The sequence below is a fragment of the Micromonospora sp. NPDC047740 genome (assembly GCF_043204735.1).
In the GTDB taxonomy this organism is placed as follows: Bacteria; Actinomycetota; Actinomycetes; order Mycobacteriales; family Micromonosporaceae; genus Micromonospora.
In genome coordinates this window covers 42,113-57,533 of the sequence record NZ_JBIDCT010000007.1, presented here as the reverse complement: position 1 = coordinate 57,533, position 15,421 = coordinate 42,113, and the positions used below count along the sequence as shown (strand labels likewise).

Sequence of the window (15,421 nt, the reverse complement as noted above, 5' to 3'; positions counted from 1 at the left end):
CCGCCCTCCGGAATGAGTCCGCCCGACCAGATCGCCGTCGTTGGTGGAGCGGCCCCGGTACGGCCTCCATGCGGTAGGGGAGAGGCCTGGGTCTACCGATCGCGGCGCGGACATCTCTTCGCTGGGCCGCCTGGGCGTACCGGGGAACGGTGGCTGTGCATTACGGCACACCGCGCACCCGCTCGGTTGCCCCCGGTTCCCATCTCGTTAGGCTGCGGCAAATGGCCTGTCTCATCTGATGACAGGCGTCAAACTTATTTTCCAACGCTGGTGGCGGCGCGAGGGCGCGCCGCGGAGACGGGACGGGACGCGCAATCGTGGACCTGTACGAGTACCAGGGGCGGGACCTGTTCGAGCGGCACGGCTTGCCCGTGCTCGCCGGCGGCGTCGCCACTACCCCGGAGGAGGCCCGCGCGATCGCCGAACGCCTCGGCGGCCGGGTGGTCGTCAAGGCGCAGGTGAAGGTCGGCGGCCGCGGCAAGGCCGGCGGGGTCAAGCTGGCCGAGGGCGCGGAGGAGACGGTGGCCCGGGCCACCGACATCCTCGGCATGGACATCAAGGGTCACACGGTCCACAAGGTCATGATCACGGTGACCGCGGACGTGGCCGAGGAGTACTACTTCTCCTACCTGCTCGACCGGGCGAACCGTACCTTCCTCTGCATCGCCAGCGTGGCCGGCGGCATGGACATCGAGCAGGTCGCGGCCGAGACCCCGGAGAAGGTGGTCAAGGCTCCGATCGACGCCAACGTCGGCGTGGACGAGGCGAAGGCACGCGAGATCGTCACCGCAGCCGGCTTCCCCGCCGAGGTGGCCGACCAGGTCGTCGAGGTCGCGGTGAAGCTGTGGCAGGCGTTCGTCGCCGAGGACGCCACGCTGGTCGAGGTGAACCCGCTGGCCAAGACCAAGGACGGCAAGCTGCTGCTGCTGGACGCCAAGATCAGCCTGGACGAGAACGCCGCGTTCCGGCACCCGGATCACGAGGCCCTGGTCGACCAGGCCGCGGTGGACCCGCTGGAGCAGGCCGCCAAGGAGAAGGACCTCAACTACGTCAAGCTCGACGGCGAGGTCGGCATCATCGGTAACGGCGCGGGCCTGGTCATGTCCACCCTCGACGTGGTGGCGTACGCGGGCGAGCGGCACGGCGGCGTCAAGCCGGCCAACTTCCTCGACATCGGCGGTGGCGCGAGCGCCGCGGTGATGGCGAACGGCCTGGAGATCGTGCTCTCCGACCCCTCGGTCAAGAGCGTCTTTGTCAACGTCTTCGGCGGTATCACCGCCTGCGACGCGGTCGCCAACGGCATCGTGCAGGCGCTGGCGCTGCTCGAGCAGCGCGGCGAGCAGGTCACCAAGCCGCTCGTCGTCCGCCTCGACGGCAACAACGCGGAGGCCGGCCGGGCGATCCTCGACGGCGCGAACAACCCGCTGATCGAGCGGGTCGACACCATGGACGGCGCGGCCGAGCGGGCCGCCGAGCTGGCGGCTGCGGGGGTCTGATCATGGCTATCTGGCTGACCAAGGACTCGAAGGTCATCGTGCAGGGGATGACCGGTTCCGAGGGTTCCAAGCACACCCGGCGGATGCTCGCCGCCGGCACCAACGTGGTCGGTGGCGTCAACCCGCGCAAGGCGGGCCAGACCGTCGACTTCGACGGCACCGAGCTGCCGGTGTTCGCCACCGTCGCCGACGCCATGAAGGAGACCGGGGCGGACGTCACGGTCATCTTCGTGCCGCCGCAGTTCACCAAGGCCGCGGCCATCGAGGCGATCGACGCCGGCATCGAGCTGGCCGTGGTGATCACCGAGGGTGTGCCGGTGCACGACACCGCCGCGCTCTGGGCGTACAACGTGGCGAAGGGCGAGCGGACCCGGATCATCGGCCCGAACTGCCCGGGCATCGCCTCGCCGGGCGCCTCCAACGCCGGCATCATCCCGGCCGACATCACCGGCAGCGGCCGGATCGGCCTGGTCAGCAAGAGCGGCACGCTGACCTACCAGATGATGTACGAGCTGCGCGACATCGGCTTCTCGACCTGCGTCGGCATCGGCGGTGACCCGATCATCGGCACCACCCACATCGACGCGCTGGCCGCGTTCGAGGCGGACCCGGAGACCGACGCCATCGTGATGATCGGTGAGATCGGCGGTGACGCCGAGGAGCGGGCGGCCGAGTTCATCAAGGCCAACGTCACCAAGCCGGTGGTCGGCTACATCGCCGGCTTCACCGCCCCGCCCGGCAAGACCATGGGCCACGCCGGCGCGATCATCTCCGGCTCGGCGGGCACCGCCGACGCGAAGAAGGCGGCGCTGGAGGCGGTCGGCGTGAAGGTCGGCAAGACGCCGACCGAGACCGCCAAGCTGATGCGGGAGATCATGTCCGGCCGCTGAGCTGCCGGGTCACGTACCGCGGGGGTCGACCGGGTCCGGTCGGCCCCCGCGGGCTTGTTGCGCGGCGCTTGGGCGGGCGAGTCCGGTGCGGCCGGCCCGGCGGGTCAGCGGTACCAGTAGGGGTAGTGGGCGCCCCGAGCCCGGACGATCGCGCTGGCGATGAGGTTGATGACGCCCAGCGCGACGGCCAGCCAGCCGAGCAGTTGCGAACGCCCGAAACGCCGCGCGTCCCGGATCGACAGGTAGCCGAAGACGATGCCCAGGATGCCGCAACAGAGCACGCCGAGGACGATCCCCAGGACGCCCCAGAGAATGGTGCGGTCCCGGCCGGGGGCCGGCGGTGGTGGTGGCGGCGGGTATGGAGCGTTCACGGCTTCCTCCGGACGGACGGGCCGGCGACGAACGGTCACGTCCTGGGCCGAGGCTAACCGGATCGGGGGCAGAGAGCCGGTGGATCAGGGAACTCGCCGCTCTGCCGGAGCGGTATCGGACTGCCGCCGCCCGCGTGACATGCCAGAGTAGAACGCGATGCCACCCGTCACCCCTGACCAGCCACGCCGTCCCGCCGCCGGTGCCCGGCCGACCGGCCGCGCCCGACCGGCGCCGCGGGTGCCCGCGCCCCGGTCCGGGGAGGGCTCGCGCGGCCGGGCCCCGCTGCCCGTCGCCGCCGGGGTGGCGGCCGGGTGGGCGGCCGTGACGTCCTGGCTGCCGGTCACCCTGGTGCTCGGCCTGGCCCAGCTCAGCGCGGACGCCGGCTCGCTGCCCGGTGCGCTGCGTGTCGGCGCCGCCGGCTGGCTGCTCGGCCACGGGGTGCCGCTGGGGACCTCCGCCGGGCCGCTCGGCCTGGCGCCGCTCGCCCTCACCGTGCTCGCCGTCTGGCGGCTCACCCGGGCCGGCGTGCACGTGAGCCGGGCCATCGGCGCGCGCGGCGGTCGCTCGCCCCGGCAGGCGCTCACCGCCGGGGTCGCCGTCGGCGTCGGGTACGCGCTGCTCGGCGCCGTCGCCGCGATCGCGGTCAGTGCCGGTGGCCCGCAGGTGTCCCCGGTCCGGGCCGCGGTGACCTTCTGGATCTTCGGTACGGTGTGCGCACTGGTCGGCGCGGCGCGCACCACGGCCGTGTCGGTGCTGCTGGCCCGGCGCTCCCCGCCGCCGCTGCGGGACGGGGTGCGGACCGGGCTGGTCGCCGGGCTGCTGCTGCTCGCGGCGGGTGCCGGGGCGGCCGGCCTGTCGGTGGCCACCGGGGGCGGCGACGCGGCCGACATGATCGGCGCGTACCGGACCGGGGTGGCCGGTCAGGCGGGGATCACCCTGGTCAGCCTCGCGTACGCCCCGAACGCCACCGTCTGGTCGGCCAGTTATCTGCTCGGCCCCGGGTTCGCCGTCGGCAGCGGCACCGCCGTCCAGGTCAGAGAGGTCTCGCTCGGCGCGCTGCCGGCCGTACCGCTGCTGGCCGGGCTGCCGCGCGGCCCGATGGACGGGGCCGGCGCGGGACTGCTCGCGGTGCCGGTGCTGGCCGGGATGGCGGCCGGCTGGCTGCTGGCCCGGCGGCTGTTGCGGGCCGCGACCGACGGGCGGGCGACGGTGGGCTGGCCCGCGCTGCTCGTCCCGGCGGCGCTCGCCGGCCCGGTCGCCGGGGCGCTGCTCGGCCTGGCCGCCGCGCTCTCCGGCGGTCCGCTCGGCGGCGGCCGGCTCGCCGAGATCGGCCCGGTCTGGTGGCAGGTGGCCGGGGTGGCGACCCTGGTGGTCGCCGCCGGCGCGCTGCTCGGCGCCGCCGCCACCAAGACCCTCGCCCGCACCACCACCCCCACCCCCTCCCGCGCCACTCCCACCCGCCCCGCCGCCCCGCGCCCACCCGCCCCGCCGCGTTGATCAAGAAGTTTGCGTCGGGACGACCGCCGAGCCGGACGCAAACTTCTTGATCGACCCGGTGGGGTGTGGGCTGGGCAAGGAGCTGGGAAAGGAGAAGGGGGCGGCCGGCGGTGCCGGACGCCCCCTTCTGTTGGGGTCAGGAGCCGAGGTTGCTCAGGTTGATCGCGGCGCCCGCGATGGCGTTGATGATGCCGATGACCACGCCGATTCCGCCGCAGATGAGGCCGGCCTTGGCCTGGCCCGCGTTGGTCGCCAGGCCCTGCTGGGCCTTCTTCTGGCCCATCACGCCGAGCACCACGCCGGCGATGCCGGCCGGAATGCCGAGCAGCGGGCAGCAGAGGCCCAGCACGATCGAGGCGATACCGGCGATCATGCCGATCAGGCCGAGGTTGTTGTTCTGCCCCTGCCCCTGCGGCTGCGGGTAGCCCGCGGCCGGGTACGTCGGCGCGGCGCCGTACGGCTGCTGCTGCGCGTACGGGTCCTGGTAGGGCTGCCCGGAGGTCGGCTGGCCGTACGGCTGGCCCGAGGTGGGCTGCTGCCCGTACTGCGGTGCCTGCGGCGGCTGGGCGTACGGGTCGGGCTGCTGGCCGTATGGCTGGCCGGAGGTGGGCTGCTGCCCGTACTGCGGTGCCTGCGGCGGCTGGGCGTACGGGTCGGGCTGCTGACCGTACGGCTGGCCGGAGGTGGGCTGCTGCCCGTACTGCGGCGCCTGCGGCGGCTGGGCGTACGGGTCCTGGTGCTGCGGGGAGGTCGGGTTCTGGTTGGGCTGCTGACCGTACGGGTCCTGACCGGGGTAACCGGGCTGCATTGCGGGGTGCTCCTCAAACTGGGGGTCGACGGTCCATGGTCCGTTGCTGCTGCGCATCACTTCGCCCAGCACCGGGACCCCGCGGCAGACGGGCCCGGAACCAAGGTCACGATGCCGACACCGGGCCGGGCCTACGCCAACGAACCGGGCGACGGCAGCGTATCGTGCCCGCACCACCCGGAGATCACCCGCGAGGTTCACCGCCCGCACGCTGGACGCCCCGGCCTGCCCGATAGGGTGGCCGGGTGACCGAGCCCGCGTCCGTCGCCCGCCTCGTAGTCCTCGTCTCCGGCTCCGGCAGCAACCTCCAGGCGCTGCTGGACGCCACGGCCGACCCCGGGTACGGCGCACGAGTGGTGGCCGTGGGCGCCGACCGGGACGGGATCGCCGGCCTGGACCGGGCCGCCGCGGCCGGGGTACCCACCTTCGTGGAGCGACTGAAGGACCATCCGACCCGCGCCGACTGGGACGCCGCGCTCACCGCCCGGGTCGCCGAGCATCGGCCCGACCTGGTGCTCAGCGCCGGGTTCCTCAAGCTGGTCGGCCCGCAGTTCCTGGCCGCGTTCGGCGACCGCTACCTGAACACCCACAACACCCTGCTGCCGGCGTTCCCCGGCATCCACGGCCCCCGGGACGCCCTCGCCTACGGCGTGAAGGTCACCGGGGCCACGCTGTTCTTCGTCGACGCCGGGATGGACACCGGGCCGATCGTCGCCCAGGTCGCCGTGCCGGTGCTGGACGATGACGACGAGGAGACGCTCACCGAGCGCATCAAGGAGGCCGAGCGTCGCCAGCTCGTCGAGCAGGTCGGTCGGCTGGTCCGTGAAGGTTGGACGATCACCGGTAGAAAGGTCAGGGTTCCGTGAGCACCACTGAGGACGCGCGCCGCCCGATCCGACGGGCGCTGGTCAGCGTCTACGACAAGAGCGGTCTGGTCGAGTTGGCCCGGGCCCTGCACGGGGCCGGAGTGGAGATCGTCTCGACCGGCAGCACGGCGGCCACGATCGCCGGCGCGGGCGTGCCGGTGACCCCGGTCGAGCAGGTGACCGGCTTCCCGGAGATCCTCGACGGCCGGGTCAAGACCCTGCATCCGAAGATCCACGGCGGCCTCCTCGCCGACCTGCGCAAGGACGCGCACGCCGCCCAGCTCGACGAGCACGGCATCGCCGGCATCGACCTGCTGGTCTCCAACCTCTACCCGTTCCAGGCCACGGTCGCCTCCGGCGCCGACCAGGACGAGTGCGTCGAGCAGATCGACATCGGCGGTCCGGCGATGGTCCGGGCCGCGGCCAAGAACCACGCCTCGGTCGCCGTGGTGACCGACCCGGCGGCGTACCCGGCGCTGCTGGCCGCGCTCGCCGAGGGCGGCTTCACGCTGGCCCAGCGGCGGGCCCTCGCCGCCCGGGCCTTCGCCGACATCGCCGACTACGACGTGGCCGTCGCCGACTGGTTCGCGGCCACCCTGGCACCGGCCGCCGACGGCTGGCCGGAGTTCGCCGGCCTGGCGCTGCGCCGGCAGGCGGTGCTGCGCTACGGCGAGAACCCGCACCAGGCGGCCGCGCTCTACGCCGACCCGGCGAGCCCGGCCGGGCTGGCGCAGGCGGCGCAGCTGCACGGCAAGGAGATGTCGTACAACAACTACGTCGACGCGGACGCCGCCTGGCGGGCCGCGAACGACTTCCCGGCGCAGCCAGCGGTGGCCATCATCAAGCACGCCAACCCGTGCGGCATCGCGGTCGGCGCGGACGTGGCCGAGGCGCACCGCAAGGCGCACGCCTGCGATCCGGTGTCGGCGTACGGCGGCGTGATCGCGGTCAACCGGCCGGTGAGCGTGGCGCTGGCCCGGCAGGTCGCGGAGATCTTCACCGAGGTCCTGGTGGCTCCCGGCTTTGACGAGGGTGCGGTGGAGGTCCTCCAGGCCAAGAAGAACATCCGGCTGCTGCGCGCCCCGGAGTTCAACCCGCTGCCGGCCGAGTGGCGGCAGGTCACCGGCGGGGTGCTGGTGCAGCTGCGGGACCGGATCGACGCCGAGGGCGACGACCCGGCCAACTGGCGGCTGGCCACCGGCGAGGCGGCCGACGAGGCGACCCTGCGCGACCTGGTGTTCGCCTGGCGGGCGGTCCGTGCGGTGAAGAGCAACGCGATCCTGCTGGCCAAGGACGGCGCCACTGTCGGCGTCGGGATGGGCCAGGTGAACCGGGTCGACTCGGCGCAGCTCGCGGTCCGCCGGGCCGGTGCCGACCGCGCTCGCGGGGCGGTCTGTGCCTCGGACGCCTTCTTCCCCTTCGCCGACGGCCCGAAGATCCTCATCGAGGCCGGGGTCCGGGCGATCGTCCAGCCCGGTGGCTCGATCCGCGACGAGGAGACCATCGCCGCCTGCAAGGAGGCCGGGGTGACCATGTACCTCACCGGCACCCGGCACTTCTTCCACTGAGCACCGTCGTCCGCCGGGCGCGGCCGGCCGGCCGCGCCCGGCGTTGCACGTGCCGGGCCGTCGTCCGATGGCACCGTCACATGGCGGCTGCTGACCAGCCGTAAGTAGGAGCACCTGGCCATTGCTCGCCGGCAAAAGTTGTTGCTAGCGTGGCCCCGGCAGCAAGCGATCGATACTTCTCTCCTCTCGGCCAGCCCCCGTTCGCGGCCCGGGTCCCTCGCGGCGCCCGCCCGAGCGGCCCCCTCCTACCGACAGGTCCGCCCCATGCGCGTGTTCGACCGGTTGACCGCCGTCGTCGTGGCGCTGGCGTTCGTCCTGGTCGGTCTGGGGGCGCCCACCCACGGGGAAACCCCTGGTCCCGGCGCGGTGGTCACCGCCGCGCACCGGTCGATCGGCCACGACACGCCGTCGGTCGACCCCCGAGCCGTTGTGGCGCGCCCAGCGCCTCCCGACGCTCCCCGGGACCTGCGGACGGAACTCGTCGGCGGACACTGTGGTGACCACCGCCCCGGCGTCGTCTCCACAGATGGACCGGACGATCTCCTCCCGGCCCCGCCCGTGGCCGTCGGCGGCCCGCCCCATCCGGGCGTCGCCCCGACCCGCTACCGGCCGCCGGCCCTGCCGCTGCCGCCGCGCGGCACCCTGCTCGCCCGGGCCCCGCCGACCGTCGCCTGACCCGCCCACGCGCCCGCCCCTCGGCACCGGCGCGCTGCGGACCGTCGAATCCGGACGATCCGTCCGATCCCGAACCTGCCCAGGTGGCCATCCGCCGCCCCGGCTTTCCCAGCCCGGGCCACCTGCCCGGGCCCCTTGAATCCCGGAGGATTCACATGTCCAAGTCCCGCTGGCGTAAGCCGGCGACAATCGCGGGCGCGCTGGTGCTGGCCGCCGCGCTCGGTGGCGTCGTCGCCACCAACCACGAGGTGCAGGAGAAGCTCGGCCTGGCCGACGAGCCCGGCGCCAACCTGCCCTGGCACCCCAGGGAGTTCACGGAGATGGCGGCCGGGGAGTCGTCCGAGGAGGCCGGCGAGGAGGCCTTCGAGGCCCGGACCATCGCCGAGCAGTTCGCCCAGGCCCGCTACGCCCCGGGCATCGTCTCGCCGGGCGCGTACTCCAACGCGCTGAGCCAGCTCAACGGGCTCGCCGCCACCAAGGGCACCTGGCGCGAGGTCACCAACGTCAAGTACGACGGCGACGACCCGCGCTACCGCGACTACGCGTCGAACTCCTCGGGCGGCGCCGGCCTGGTCACCGGCCGGATCACCGGCCTCGCGGCGGACAACGGCGGCTACGTCTACGCGGCCGGCGCGGACGGCGGCGTGTGGCGCTCCTCGACCGGCGGCGGGAGCTGGACGCCGATCACGGACGCGCTGCCCACGCTGTCCAGCGGCGACCTCGTGCTCGCCGCCGACGGTTCGCTCTGGTACGCCACCGGCGAGGCGAACACCGGCGGCACCTCGTACGTGGGCGCCGGCGTCTACCGGCTGGCCAACCCGAAGAGCGGCGCGTTCAAGCCGACCGACCGGGTCGGTGGGACCGAGCTGGAGAGCACGGTCATCAACAAGCTGCGGTTCTTCGACGGGAAGGTCTGGGTCGCCACCAACCGGGGCCTGTTCTCGCACCCGATGAGCAGCACCTCGGGCGCCTGGAAGCAGGAGTTCGCGCCGAACCCGAGCTACCTGCCGGGCGGGGCGAACGCGGGTGACGCGAACGCCGCGTACAAGAACATCGTCAACGACGTGGCGAACGACCCGCGCAACCCGAAGCACGTGGTGGTGGCCTCGGCCTGGCGTTCCGGCGACACGTACAACGGCTTCTACGAGACCGCCGACTACACCGCCGGGGGCTGGACGAAGGTCAACCCGACCGGCGCCATGCCGGCCGACGACATCGGCTACGTGACGTTCGCCTTCTCCGCCGACGGCGGCCGGCTGTACGCGATCAACCAGTCGCCGCGGCTGCTCAACAAGCCGGCCGGCAACGTGAACAGCTACCTGGACGGCATCTACGTCGCCAACACCGGCAACCCGGCCGGCCCGTGGAACAAGATCGCGGACTCGTCGAAGCTGGGCAACTCCGGCTCGGCGCTCAAGCAGGCCGTCGGTGGCAAGGGCTACGGCCCGGGCATCCAGGCCTGGTACAACCAGTTCCTCGCGGTGGACCCGGCCAACCCGAACCACCTCTGGGCGGGGCTGGAGGAGGTCTACGAGACGACCGACGCCGGCGCCACCTGGAAGACCGTCGGTCCCTACTGGAACTTCAACTTCTCCTGCTGGAACATCTACGACGCGCAGAACACCTGCAGCAAGACGACCCACTCCGACCAGCACTCGGTGGCGGTCGGCAACGGCTTCGTCTACGTGGGCAACGACGGCGGGGTGTACCGGCGGCCGATCAACGGCAAGACCGACAAGGCCGGGCACGCGACCGACTGGGAGAGTCTCAACGACGGCACCATCGACGCCCTCCAGTACTACGCGGTGGCGGTGGGCAAGGACCCGGCCAAGGCCGGCACGGTCGTCTCCGGCGGCCTGCAGGACAACGGCGTCTCGGTGCTCCGCCCCGGCGACACCGTGATGGGGTCCAACTTCGGCGGTGACGGTGGCGACTCCCTGGCCGACCCGGCCAACGGCTGCCGGCAGGTCCAGGAGTACACCAACCTGGCCATGCGGGTGACCGAGAACTGCAACGAGAACCCCGGCCCCGGCACGGCGAGCACCTCCACCTCGCGGGACATCCGGCCGTACACCTCGCGGCCGGGCGACGAGCCGGCCCGGTTCATCGCGCCGTTCGCGCCGGACGACCACGACGCCAACGTCTGGGTGGCCGGTGGCCAGCACGTCTGGGTGAACACCAAGGGCTACGCGATCCAGAACGGCAAGGGCTGGACGAACGTCTTCGACCTGGGCGCGGGGCACACCGCCACCTCGGTCGCCGTCTCCAACGGCATGGCGTACGTCGGCTGGTGCGGGCCGTGCAACAACGCCGGGTTCGCCCGGGGCGTCGCGGTCGGCAAGGTCGGCGACCCGTCGAGCTGGCACCAGCTCACCCTGCCGGGTGACTTCCCGAACCGGTTCGTGCAGGGCGTCGGGATCGACCCGGCGAACGCCGCGCACGCCTTCCTCGCGATCAACGGGTTCTCCCGCCGGTTCACCGAGGGACCGGGGGTCGGCTTCGGCCACGTCTACGAGACCACCGACGCGGGCGCGAGCTGGAAGGACGTCTCGGCGAACCTGCCGGACGTGCCGGCCAGCTCGATCAAGGAGCTGTCCAACGGCGCCCTGGTGCTGGCCACCGACCTGGCCACCCTCTACCGCGCACCCGGCGCCACCAACTGGCAGCGGCTCGGCTCCGGCCTGCCGCTGACCGTGGGCATGGACGTCGAGTACAACGCGGTGGACAACTCGGTCTACGTCGCGACCCACGGCCGTGGCATCTGGGCGTTCCCCCTCGCCCAGCTCTGACCTCGGGTCGGTCGGTCCCTGGGGACCGGCCGGCCCGTAGGCCGCGACCGCGCAGGCCCCGCCCCCTCTTCCTCCGGGGGCGGGGCCTGCGTCGCGGCCAGCCCGGTCAGGCGGCGGGGCGGACCTCGGCGAAGTGGCAGGCCGAGGGGTGCGGGTCCGCGGCGCGGAGCACCGCGTGCGGCTCCCGGGTGGCGCAGATGTCCTGCGCCTTCCAGCACCGGGTGCGGAATCGGCAGCCGGACGGCGGGTCGGCCGGGCTCGGCACGTCGCCGGTGAGTCGGATGATGCTCCGGGTCGCCCGTGCCCCCGGGTCCGGCACCGGCACCGCCGAGAGCAGCGCCTGGGTGTACGGGTGGGTGGCCCGCTCGTAGATCTCCTGCTCGGTGCCGGTCTCCACGATCTTGCCGAGATACATCACCGCGACCCGGTCCGAGATGTGCCGGACCACCGACAGGTCGTGCGCGATGAAGATGTACGACAGCCCGAACTCGTCCTGCAGCTGCTCCAGCAGGTTGATCACCTGGGCCTGGATCGACACGTCGAGCGCGGAGACCGGCTCGTCGCAGACGATGATCTCGGGCCGCAGGGCGAGCGCCCGGGCGATGCCGATGCGCTGCCGCTGGCCACCGGAGAACTGGTGCGGGTAGCGGTTGACGTGCTCGGGGTTGAGCCCGACCACGTCCAGCAGTTCCTGCACCCGGCGCCGCTTGCTGCCCTTCGGGGCCGCGTCCGGGTGGATGTCGAACGGCTCGCCGATGATGTCGCCGACCGTCATCCGCGGGTTGAGCGAGGTGTACGGGTCCTGCATCACCATCTGCATGTTCCGGCGCAGCCGGCGTAGTTCCGCGCCGGAGGCCTTGAACAGGTCCTTCCCCTCCAGGCTGGCCCGGCCGGCGGTCGGGGTCTCCAGCCGCATGAGCAGCCGTCCGTTCCACCCTGGTTGAGCGTCGGCTGTCCGCCCCGGCGTGTGGCGAAATCCACATTGCGTAACTCTGGGTGACGAAGCCTGCGTAGCAGATCGGCACCGTTGGCCGTCGCGGGCCGGCCGGGCGCGCGGCGTGAGACGATCCAGACGTGACGGCGATCATCCTGGACGGCAAGGCGACCGCGGCGGAGATCAAGGACGAGCTGCGGACACGGGTCAAGGCGCTGGCGGATCGGGGCGTCGTCCCGGGGCTCGGCACCGTCCTGGTCGGCACCGATCCCGGCTCCGAGGCGTACGTGAACGGCAAGCACCGCGACTGCGCCGAGGTCGGCATCGCCTCGATCCGCCGGGAGTTGCCCGCCGACGCCACCCAGGAGCAGCTCGACGCCGTCCTCGCCGAGTTGAACGCCGACCCGGCCTGCCACGGCTACATCGTCCAGCTGCCGCTGCCGGCCCAGCTGGACACCCAGCGGGCGCTGGAGATGATCGACCCCGCGAAGGACGCCGACGGCCTGCACCCGGTCAACCTGGGCCGGCTGGTGCTCGGCTACGACGCCCCGCTGCCCTGCACCCCGCGCGGCATCGTCGAACTGCTCCGCCGGCACGACGTCGCGCTGATCGGCGCCAAGGTGGCGCTGATCGGTCGGGGCAACACCGTCGGCCGCCCGCTCGGCCTGCTGCTCACCCGGCGCAGCGAGAACGCCACCGTCACCCTCTGCCACACCGGCACGCTCGACCTGGCCGAGCAGACCCGGGCCGCCGACATCGTCATCGTCGCGGCCGGCGTGCCGGGCCTGCTCACCGCCGACATGATCACGCCGGGCGCCACCGTCGTCGACGTCGGCATCACCCGGGTGATCGGCCCGGACGGCAAGGGCCGCTACACCGGCGACGTGGACCCGGAGGTGGCCGAGGTCGCCGGCAAGCTGGTCCCGATGCCCGGCGGCGTAGGCCCGATGACCCGGGCCATGCTGCTGACCAACGTGGTGGAACGCGCCGAGCGTGGCGCCTGACCATCCCAAGCACGTCATAACCGTCCGCCCCTGGCCGGATCGGTGACAGGATGGCTGATACGGTCCGGAAAACCGACTGGTATCAGGGAGTGGGACGACCATGGGTAAGAAGGTCACTGTCGTCGGGGCCGGCTTCTACGGCTCCACCACCGCGCAGCGCCTGGCCGAGTACGACATCTTCGACACCGTGGTGATCACGGACATCATCGAGGGGAAGCCGGCAGGCATCGCGCTGGACATGAACCAGTCGCGTCCGGTCGAGGGCTTCGAGACCAAGGTCGTCGGCGTCACCACCGGTCCGAACGGCGAGGGCTACGAGGCCATCGAGGGCTCCGATGTCGTCGTCATCACCGCCGGCCTGCCCCGCAAGCCGGGCATGAGCCGGATGGACCTGCTGGAGACCAACGCCAAGATCGTCCGCCAGGTCTCCGAGAACGTCGCCAAGTACGCCCCGAACGCCGTCGTCATCGTCGTCTCCAACCCGCTCGACGAGATGACCGCGTTGGCCCAGAAGGCCACCCAGTTCCCGAAGAACCGCGTGCTGGGCCAGGCCGGCATGCTGGACAGCGCCCGGTTCACCAACTTCGTGGCCGAGGCGCTGAGCGTACCGGTGAAGTCGGTGAAGACCCTGACCCTCGGCTCGCACGGCGACACCATGGTGCCGGTCCCGTCGAAGAGCACCGTGGACGGCAAGCCGCTGCGCGACGTCATGCCGGCCGAGCAGATCGAGGACCTGGTCGTCAAGACCCGCAACGGTGGCGCCGAGGTGGTCGCGCTGCTGAAGACCGGCTCGGCGTACTACGCCCCGTCCGCCGCCGCCGCCCGGATGGCGAAGGCGGTCGCGGAGGACTCCGGCGAGGTCATGCCGGTCTGCGCCTGGGTCGACGGCCAGTACGGCATCTCCGGCGTCTACCTGGGCGTCGAAGCCGAGATCGGCCGCGACGGCGTCCGGCGGGTCGTCGAGACCGACCTGGACGCCGACGAGCTGGCCAGCCTGAAGGAGGCCGCCGAGGCGGTCCGCGCCAAGCAGTCCGACGTCGCCAACATGTGATCCCGGCTGCCCGAAGCGCCCCGCGACCGCCGGTCGCGGGGCGCTTTCGCGTCCGGGCGGGGATCAGTCGGCCCGGCCCGCGCCGGAACCGCCTCGACCGCCGCTTCCACCGTCGATCAGGACGCCCAGGCCGTCGAGGACCCGGGCCAGGCCGAAGTTGTACGCCTGCTCCGGGCTGTACGCGGCGTTTTGTGCGGCCCCCGCGGCGGCGCCGACTTGGACCGCGGTCGGGTACCGCTGCTCATCGAGCACCCGGGCGAGCAGCGGGCCGTTCGCCGCCCACCACTGCTCATCGCTCCACGCGCTCTCCCGGCTCGCGAGCCGTGCCTCGGCCGCCGAGCGGGCCGCGGCCCGGACGAAGTCGAGGACGTACGTCAACGCCGCGTCCCGCTGCACGTCGGGCAGGCCGGTGCCGTCAAAGGCGCGCAGTTCGTATTCGTACTTGGCCATCAGCCCCGGGCCGAGCGGCGGTCGGCCGGTGGCGACCTCGGCGGCCCAGGGGTGGGCGGCGAACAGCCCGCGGTTGTCCTCGGCGAGCGCCGCCACCCGGGCCCGCCACGGCTCGCCGGAGCGGTCCGGCCGGGGCATCCGGGCGTAGCTCGCGTCCAACATCAGGTCGAGCAACTCGGCCTTGCCGGGCACATACGTGTAGAGGGTCATCGGCGCGACGCCGACGGCCTGGGCGACCGCCCGCATGGTCACCGCGTCCAGCCCGTCGGTGTCCGCCAGCTCGATCGCGGCCGTGACGATGTCGTCCAGCGAGTAACCCTGGCGCGGACCTCGACGCGGACTCTCGTCGGGTTGCCGCCAGAGCAGTCGCAGGGTGCGGGCCGGGTCGTCGGCTCCGCTGCGGTGGTTGGGCACCTGCCGATCCTCTCAGGCAAAAACCCCGTACACAGTACGTTGTACAATGTACGAAGTAATCCCCCCGACATCAGGAAGACCACGTGCAGATCACCGCATCGGCCATCTCGCTCAACGTCGACGACGTGGCGGCCTCGGCCGCCTTCGTCCAGCGGCACTTCGGTTTCCGGCAGGAGATGGCGGCCGACGGGTTCGTCTCGCTGGCCCGCGAGGGGGTCGGCTTCAACCTGATCTTCCTGCGGGCCGGGCTGGCCAGCATCCAGCCGGAGAGCCTGAAGCAGCAGCGGGCTCAGGGCCTGATCGTCGCCTTCGTGGTGGACGACATCGACGCCGAGCACGCCCGGATCCAGGCCGCCGGCGTGCCGGTCACGACCCCGATCCAGACCGAGCCGTGGGGGGAGCGCTTCTTCCAGGTCACCGACCCCAACGGGGTGATCATCCAGCTGGTGGAGTGGGTGCACGCCCCGGGCGAGGCGGGCTGATCCGGCGTAGCGCCGTTGACCCCGGGGGCCGCCCCCCGGGGGACCGCGCGCCCCCGGGGGGCGGGGCCCCCACCCCCCCCCCCCGCCCCCCGCCCGGGGCGGGGACAGCCGAAACGACCCCCCCG

Annotated in this window: 14 protein-coding genes; 10 read left to right on the top strand and 4 right to left on the bottom strand. The window is 72.7% G+C overall.

Annotated features, from left to right (window positions below; all coding sequences use genetic code 11):
* Window positions 1-317: 317 nt before the first annotated feature.
* Window positions 318-1,496, top strand: coding sequence for an ADP-forming succinate--CoA ligase subunit beta (gene sucC / locus ACGF4F_RS14715; protein WP_357437969.1), 1,179 nt, complete (start codon window positions 318-320; stop codon window positions 1,494-1,496).
* A gap of 2 nt (window positions 1,497-1,498) precedes the next feature.
* Entirely contained in the window at window positions 1,499-2,386 is an 888-nt protein-coding gene (gene sucD, locus ACGF4F_RS14710; RefSeq protein ID WP_357437967.1) for a succinate--CoA ligase subunit alpha, read from the top strand.
* A gap of 104 nt (window positions 2,387-2,490) precedes the next feature.
* Here sucD and ACGF4F_RS14705 read toward each other — a convergent pair whose 3' ends face one another.
* On the bottom strand, window positions 2,491-2,757 hold the full coding sequence (locus ACGF4F_RS14705; RefSeq protein WP_357437964.1) for a DUF4190 domain-containing protein: 267 nt from the start codon (window positions 2,755-2,757) through the stop codon (window positions 2,491-2,493).
* A gap of 157 nt (window positions 2,758-2,914) precedes the next feature.
* Here ACGF4F_RS14705 and ACGF4F_RS14700 point away from each other — a divergent pair, with 157 nt between their 5' ends.
* On the top strand, window positions 2,915-4,255 hold the full coding sequence (locus ACGF4F_RS14700; RefSeq protein ID WP_357437962.1) for a DUF6350 family protein: 1,341 nt from the start codon (window positions 2,915-2,917) through the stop codon (window positions 4,253-4,255).
* Between the two features lie 136 nt (window positions 4,256-4,391).
* Here the strand turns inward: ACGF4F_RS14700 and ACGF4F_RS14695 are convergent, their stop codons facing one another.
* A complete protein-coding gene (locus ACGF4F_RS14695) occupies window positions 4,392-5,063 on the bottom strand; it encodes a DUF4190 domain-containing protein (protein ID WP_073834829.1) in 672 nt (223 codons plus the stop codon).
* Between the two features lie 245 nt (window positions 5,064-5,308).
* Between ACGF4F_RS14695 and purN the strand changes: the two genes are divergently transcribed.
* The 4 genes from purN to ACGF4F_RS14675 all read left to right on the top strand — a co-directional run bounded on the left by purN (window position 5,309) and on the right by ACGF4F_RS14675 (window position 10,961).
* The gene (purN, locus tag ACGF4F_RS14690; protein WP_357437956.1) at window positions 5,309-5,929 is read left to right on the top strand and encodes a phosphoribosylglycinamide formyltransferase; all 621 of its coding nucleotides are present in this window, start codon (window positions 5,309-5,311) and stop codon (window positions 5,927-5,929) included.
* Complete coding sequence (purH, locus tag ACGF4F_RS14685) at window positions 5,926-7,497, top strand: bifunctional phosphoribosylaminoimidazolecarboxamide formyltransferase/IMP cyclohydrolase (RefSeq protein WP_357437953.1); 1,572 nt, start codon at window positions 5,926-5,928, stop codon at window positions 7,495-7,497. The genes purN and purH overlap by 4 nt, the downstream gene beginning before the upstream one ends.
* Before the next feature lie 264 nt (window positions 7,498-7,761).
* Window positions 7,762-8,172 carry a hypothetical protein gene (locus ACGF4F_RS14680; RefSeq protein WP_357437951.1) on the top strand — a complete coding sequence of 137 codons (411 nt, stop codon included), beginning with the start codon at window positions 7,762-7,764 and terminating at the stop codon, window positions 8,170-8,172.
* Window positions 8,173-8,327: 155 nt separating this feature from the next.
* Complete coding sequence (locus ACGF4F_RS14675; protein ID WP_393077730.1) at window positions 8,328-10,961, top strand: glycosyl hydrolase; 2,634 nt, start codon at window positions 8,328-8,330, stop codon at window positions 10,959-10,961.
* Between the two features lie 106 nt (window positions 10,962-11,067).
* Here the strand turns inward: ACGF4F_RS14675 and ACGF4F_RS14670 are convergent, their stop codons facing one another.
* A complete protein-coding gene (locus tag ACGF4F_RS14670) occupies window positions 11,068-12,033 on the bottom strand; it encodes an ABC transporter ATP-binding protein (RefSeq protein WP_393077939.1) in 966 nt (321 codons plus the stop codon).
* Between the two features lie 2 nt (window positions 12,034-12,035).
* Between ACGF4F_RS14670 and ACGF4F_RS14665 the strand changes: the two genes are divergently transcribed.
* Window positions 12,036-12,899 (top strand): bifunctional methylenetetrahydrofolate dehydrogenase/methenyltetrahydrofolate cyclohydrolase, encoded by an 864-nt coding sequence (locus ACGF4F_RS14665; RefSeq protein ID WP_357437943.1) that lies wholly within the window; start codon window positions 12,036-12,038, stop codon window positions 12,897-12,899.
* A 100-nt stretch (window positions 12,900-12,999) separates the two neighbouring features.
* On the top strand, window positions 13,000-13,950 hold the full coding sequence (mdh, locus tag ACGF4F_RS14660; protein ID WP_357437940.1) for a malate dehydrogenase: 951 nt from the start codon (window positions 13,000-13,002) through the stop codon (window positions 13,948-13,950).
* A gap of 63 nt (window positions 13,951-14,013) precedes the next feature.
* On the opposite strand, the gene ACGF4F_RS14655 is transcribed toward mdh, so the two are convergent.
* Window positions 14,014-14,814, bottom strand: coding sequence for a TetR/AcrR family transcriptional regulator (locus tag ACGF4F_RS14655; RefSeq protein WP_357437937.1), 801 nt, complete (start codon window positions 14,812-14,814; stop codon window positions 14,014-14,016).
* Between the two features lie 83 nt (window positions 14,815-14,897).
* Between ACGF4F_RS14655 and ACGF4F_RS14650 the strand changes: the two genes are divergently transcribed.
* Window positions 14,898-15,296, top strand: coding sequence for a VOC family protein (locus ACGF4F_RS14650; RefSeq protein ID WP_357437933.1), 399 nt, complete (start codon window positions 14,898-14,900; stop codon window positions 15,294-15,296).
* Window positions 15,297-15,421 lie beyond the last annotated feature (125 nt).

What these genes read in the sequence shown, in the direction of transcription:
- sucD (WP_357437967.1), top strand. Translation starts at nt 1,499, where the DNA reads ATGGCTATCTGGCTGACCAAGGACTCGAAGGTCATCGTGCAGGGGATG.
- ACGF4F_RS14700 (WP_357437962.1), top strand. Translation starts at nt 2,915, where the DNA reads ATGCCACCCGTCACCCCTGACCAGCCACGCCGTCCCGCCGCCGGTGCC.
- ACGF4F_RS14695 (WP_073834829.1), bottom strand. Translation starts at nt 5,063, where the DNA reads ATGCAGCCCGGTTACCCCGGTCAGGACCCGTACGGTCAGCAGCCCAAC.
- ACGF4F_RS14680 (WP_357437951.1), top strand. Translation starts at nt 7,762, where the DNA reads ATGCGCGTGTTCGACCGGTTGACCGCCGTCGTCGTGGCGCTGGCGTTC.
- ACGF4F_RS14675 (WP_393077730.1), top strand. Translation starts at nt 8,328, where the DNA reads ATGTCCAAGTCCCGCTGGCGTAAGCCGGCGACAATCGCGGGCGCGCTG.
- mdh (WP_357437940.1), top strand. Translation starts at nt 13,000, where the DNA reads ATGGGTAAGAAGGTCACTGTCGTCGGGGCCGGCTTCTACGGCTCCACC.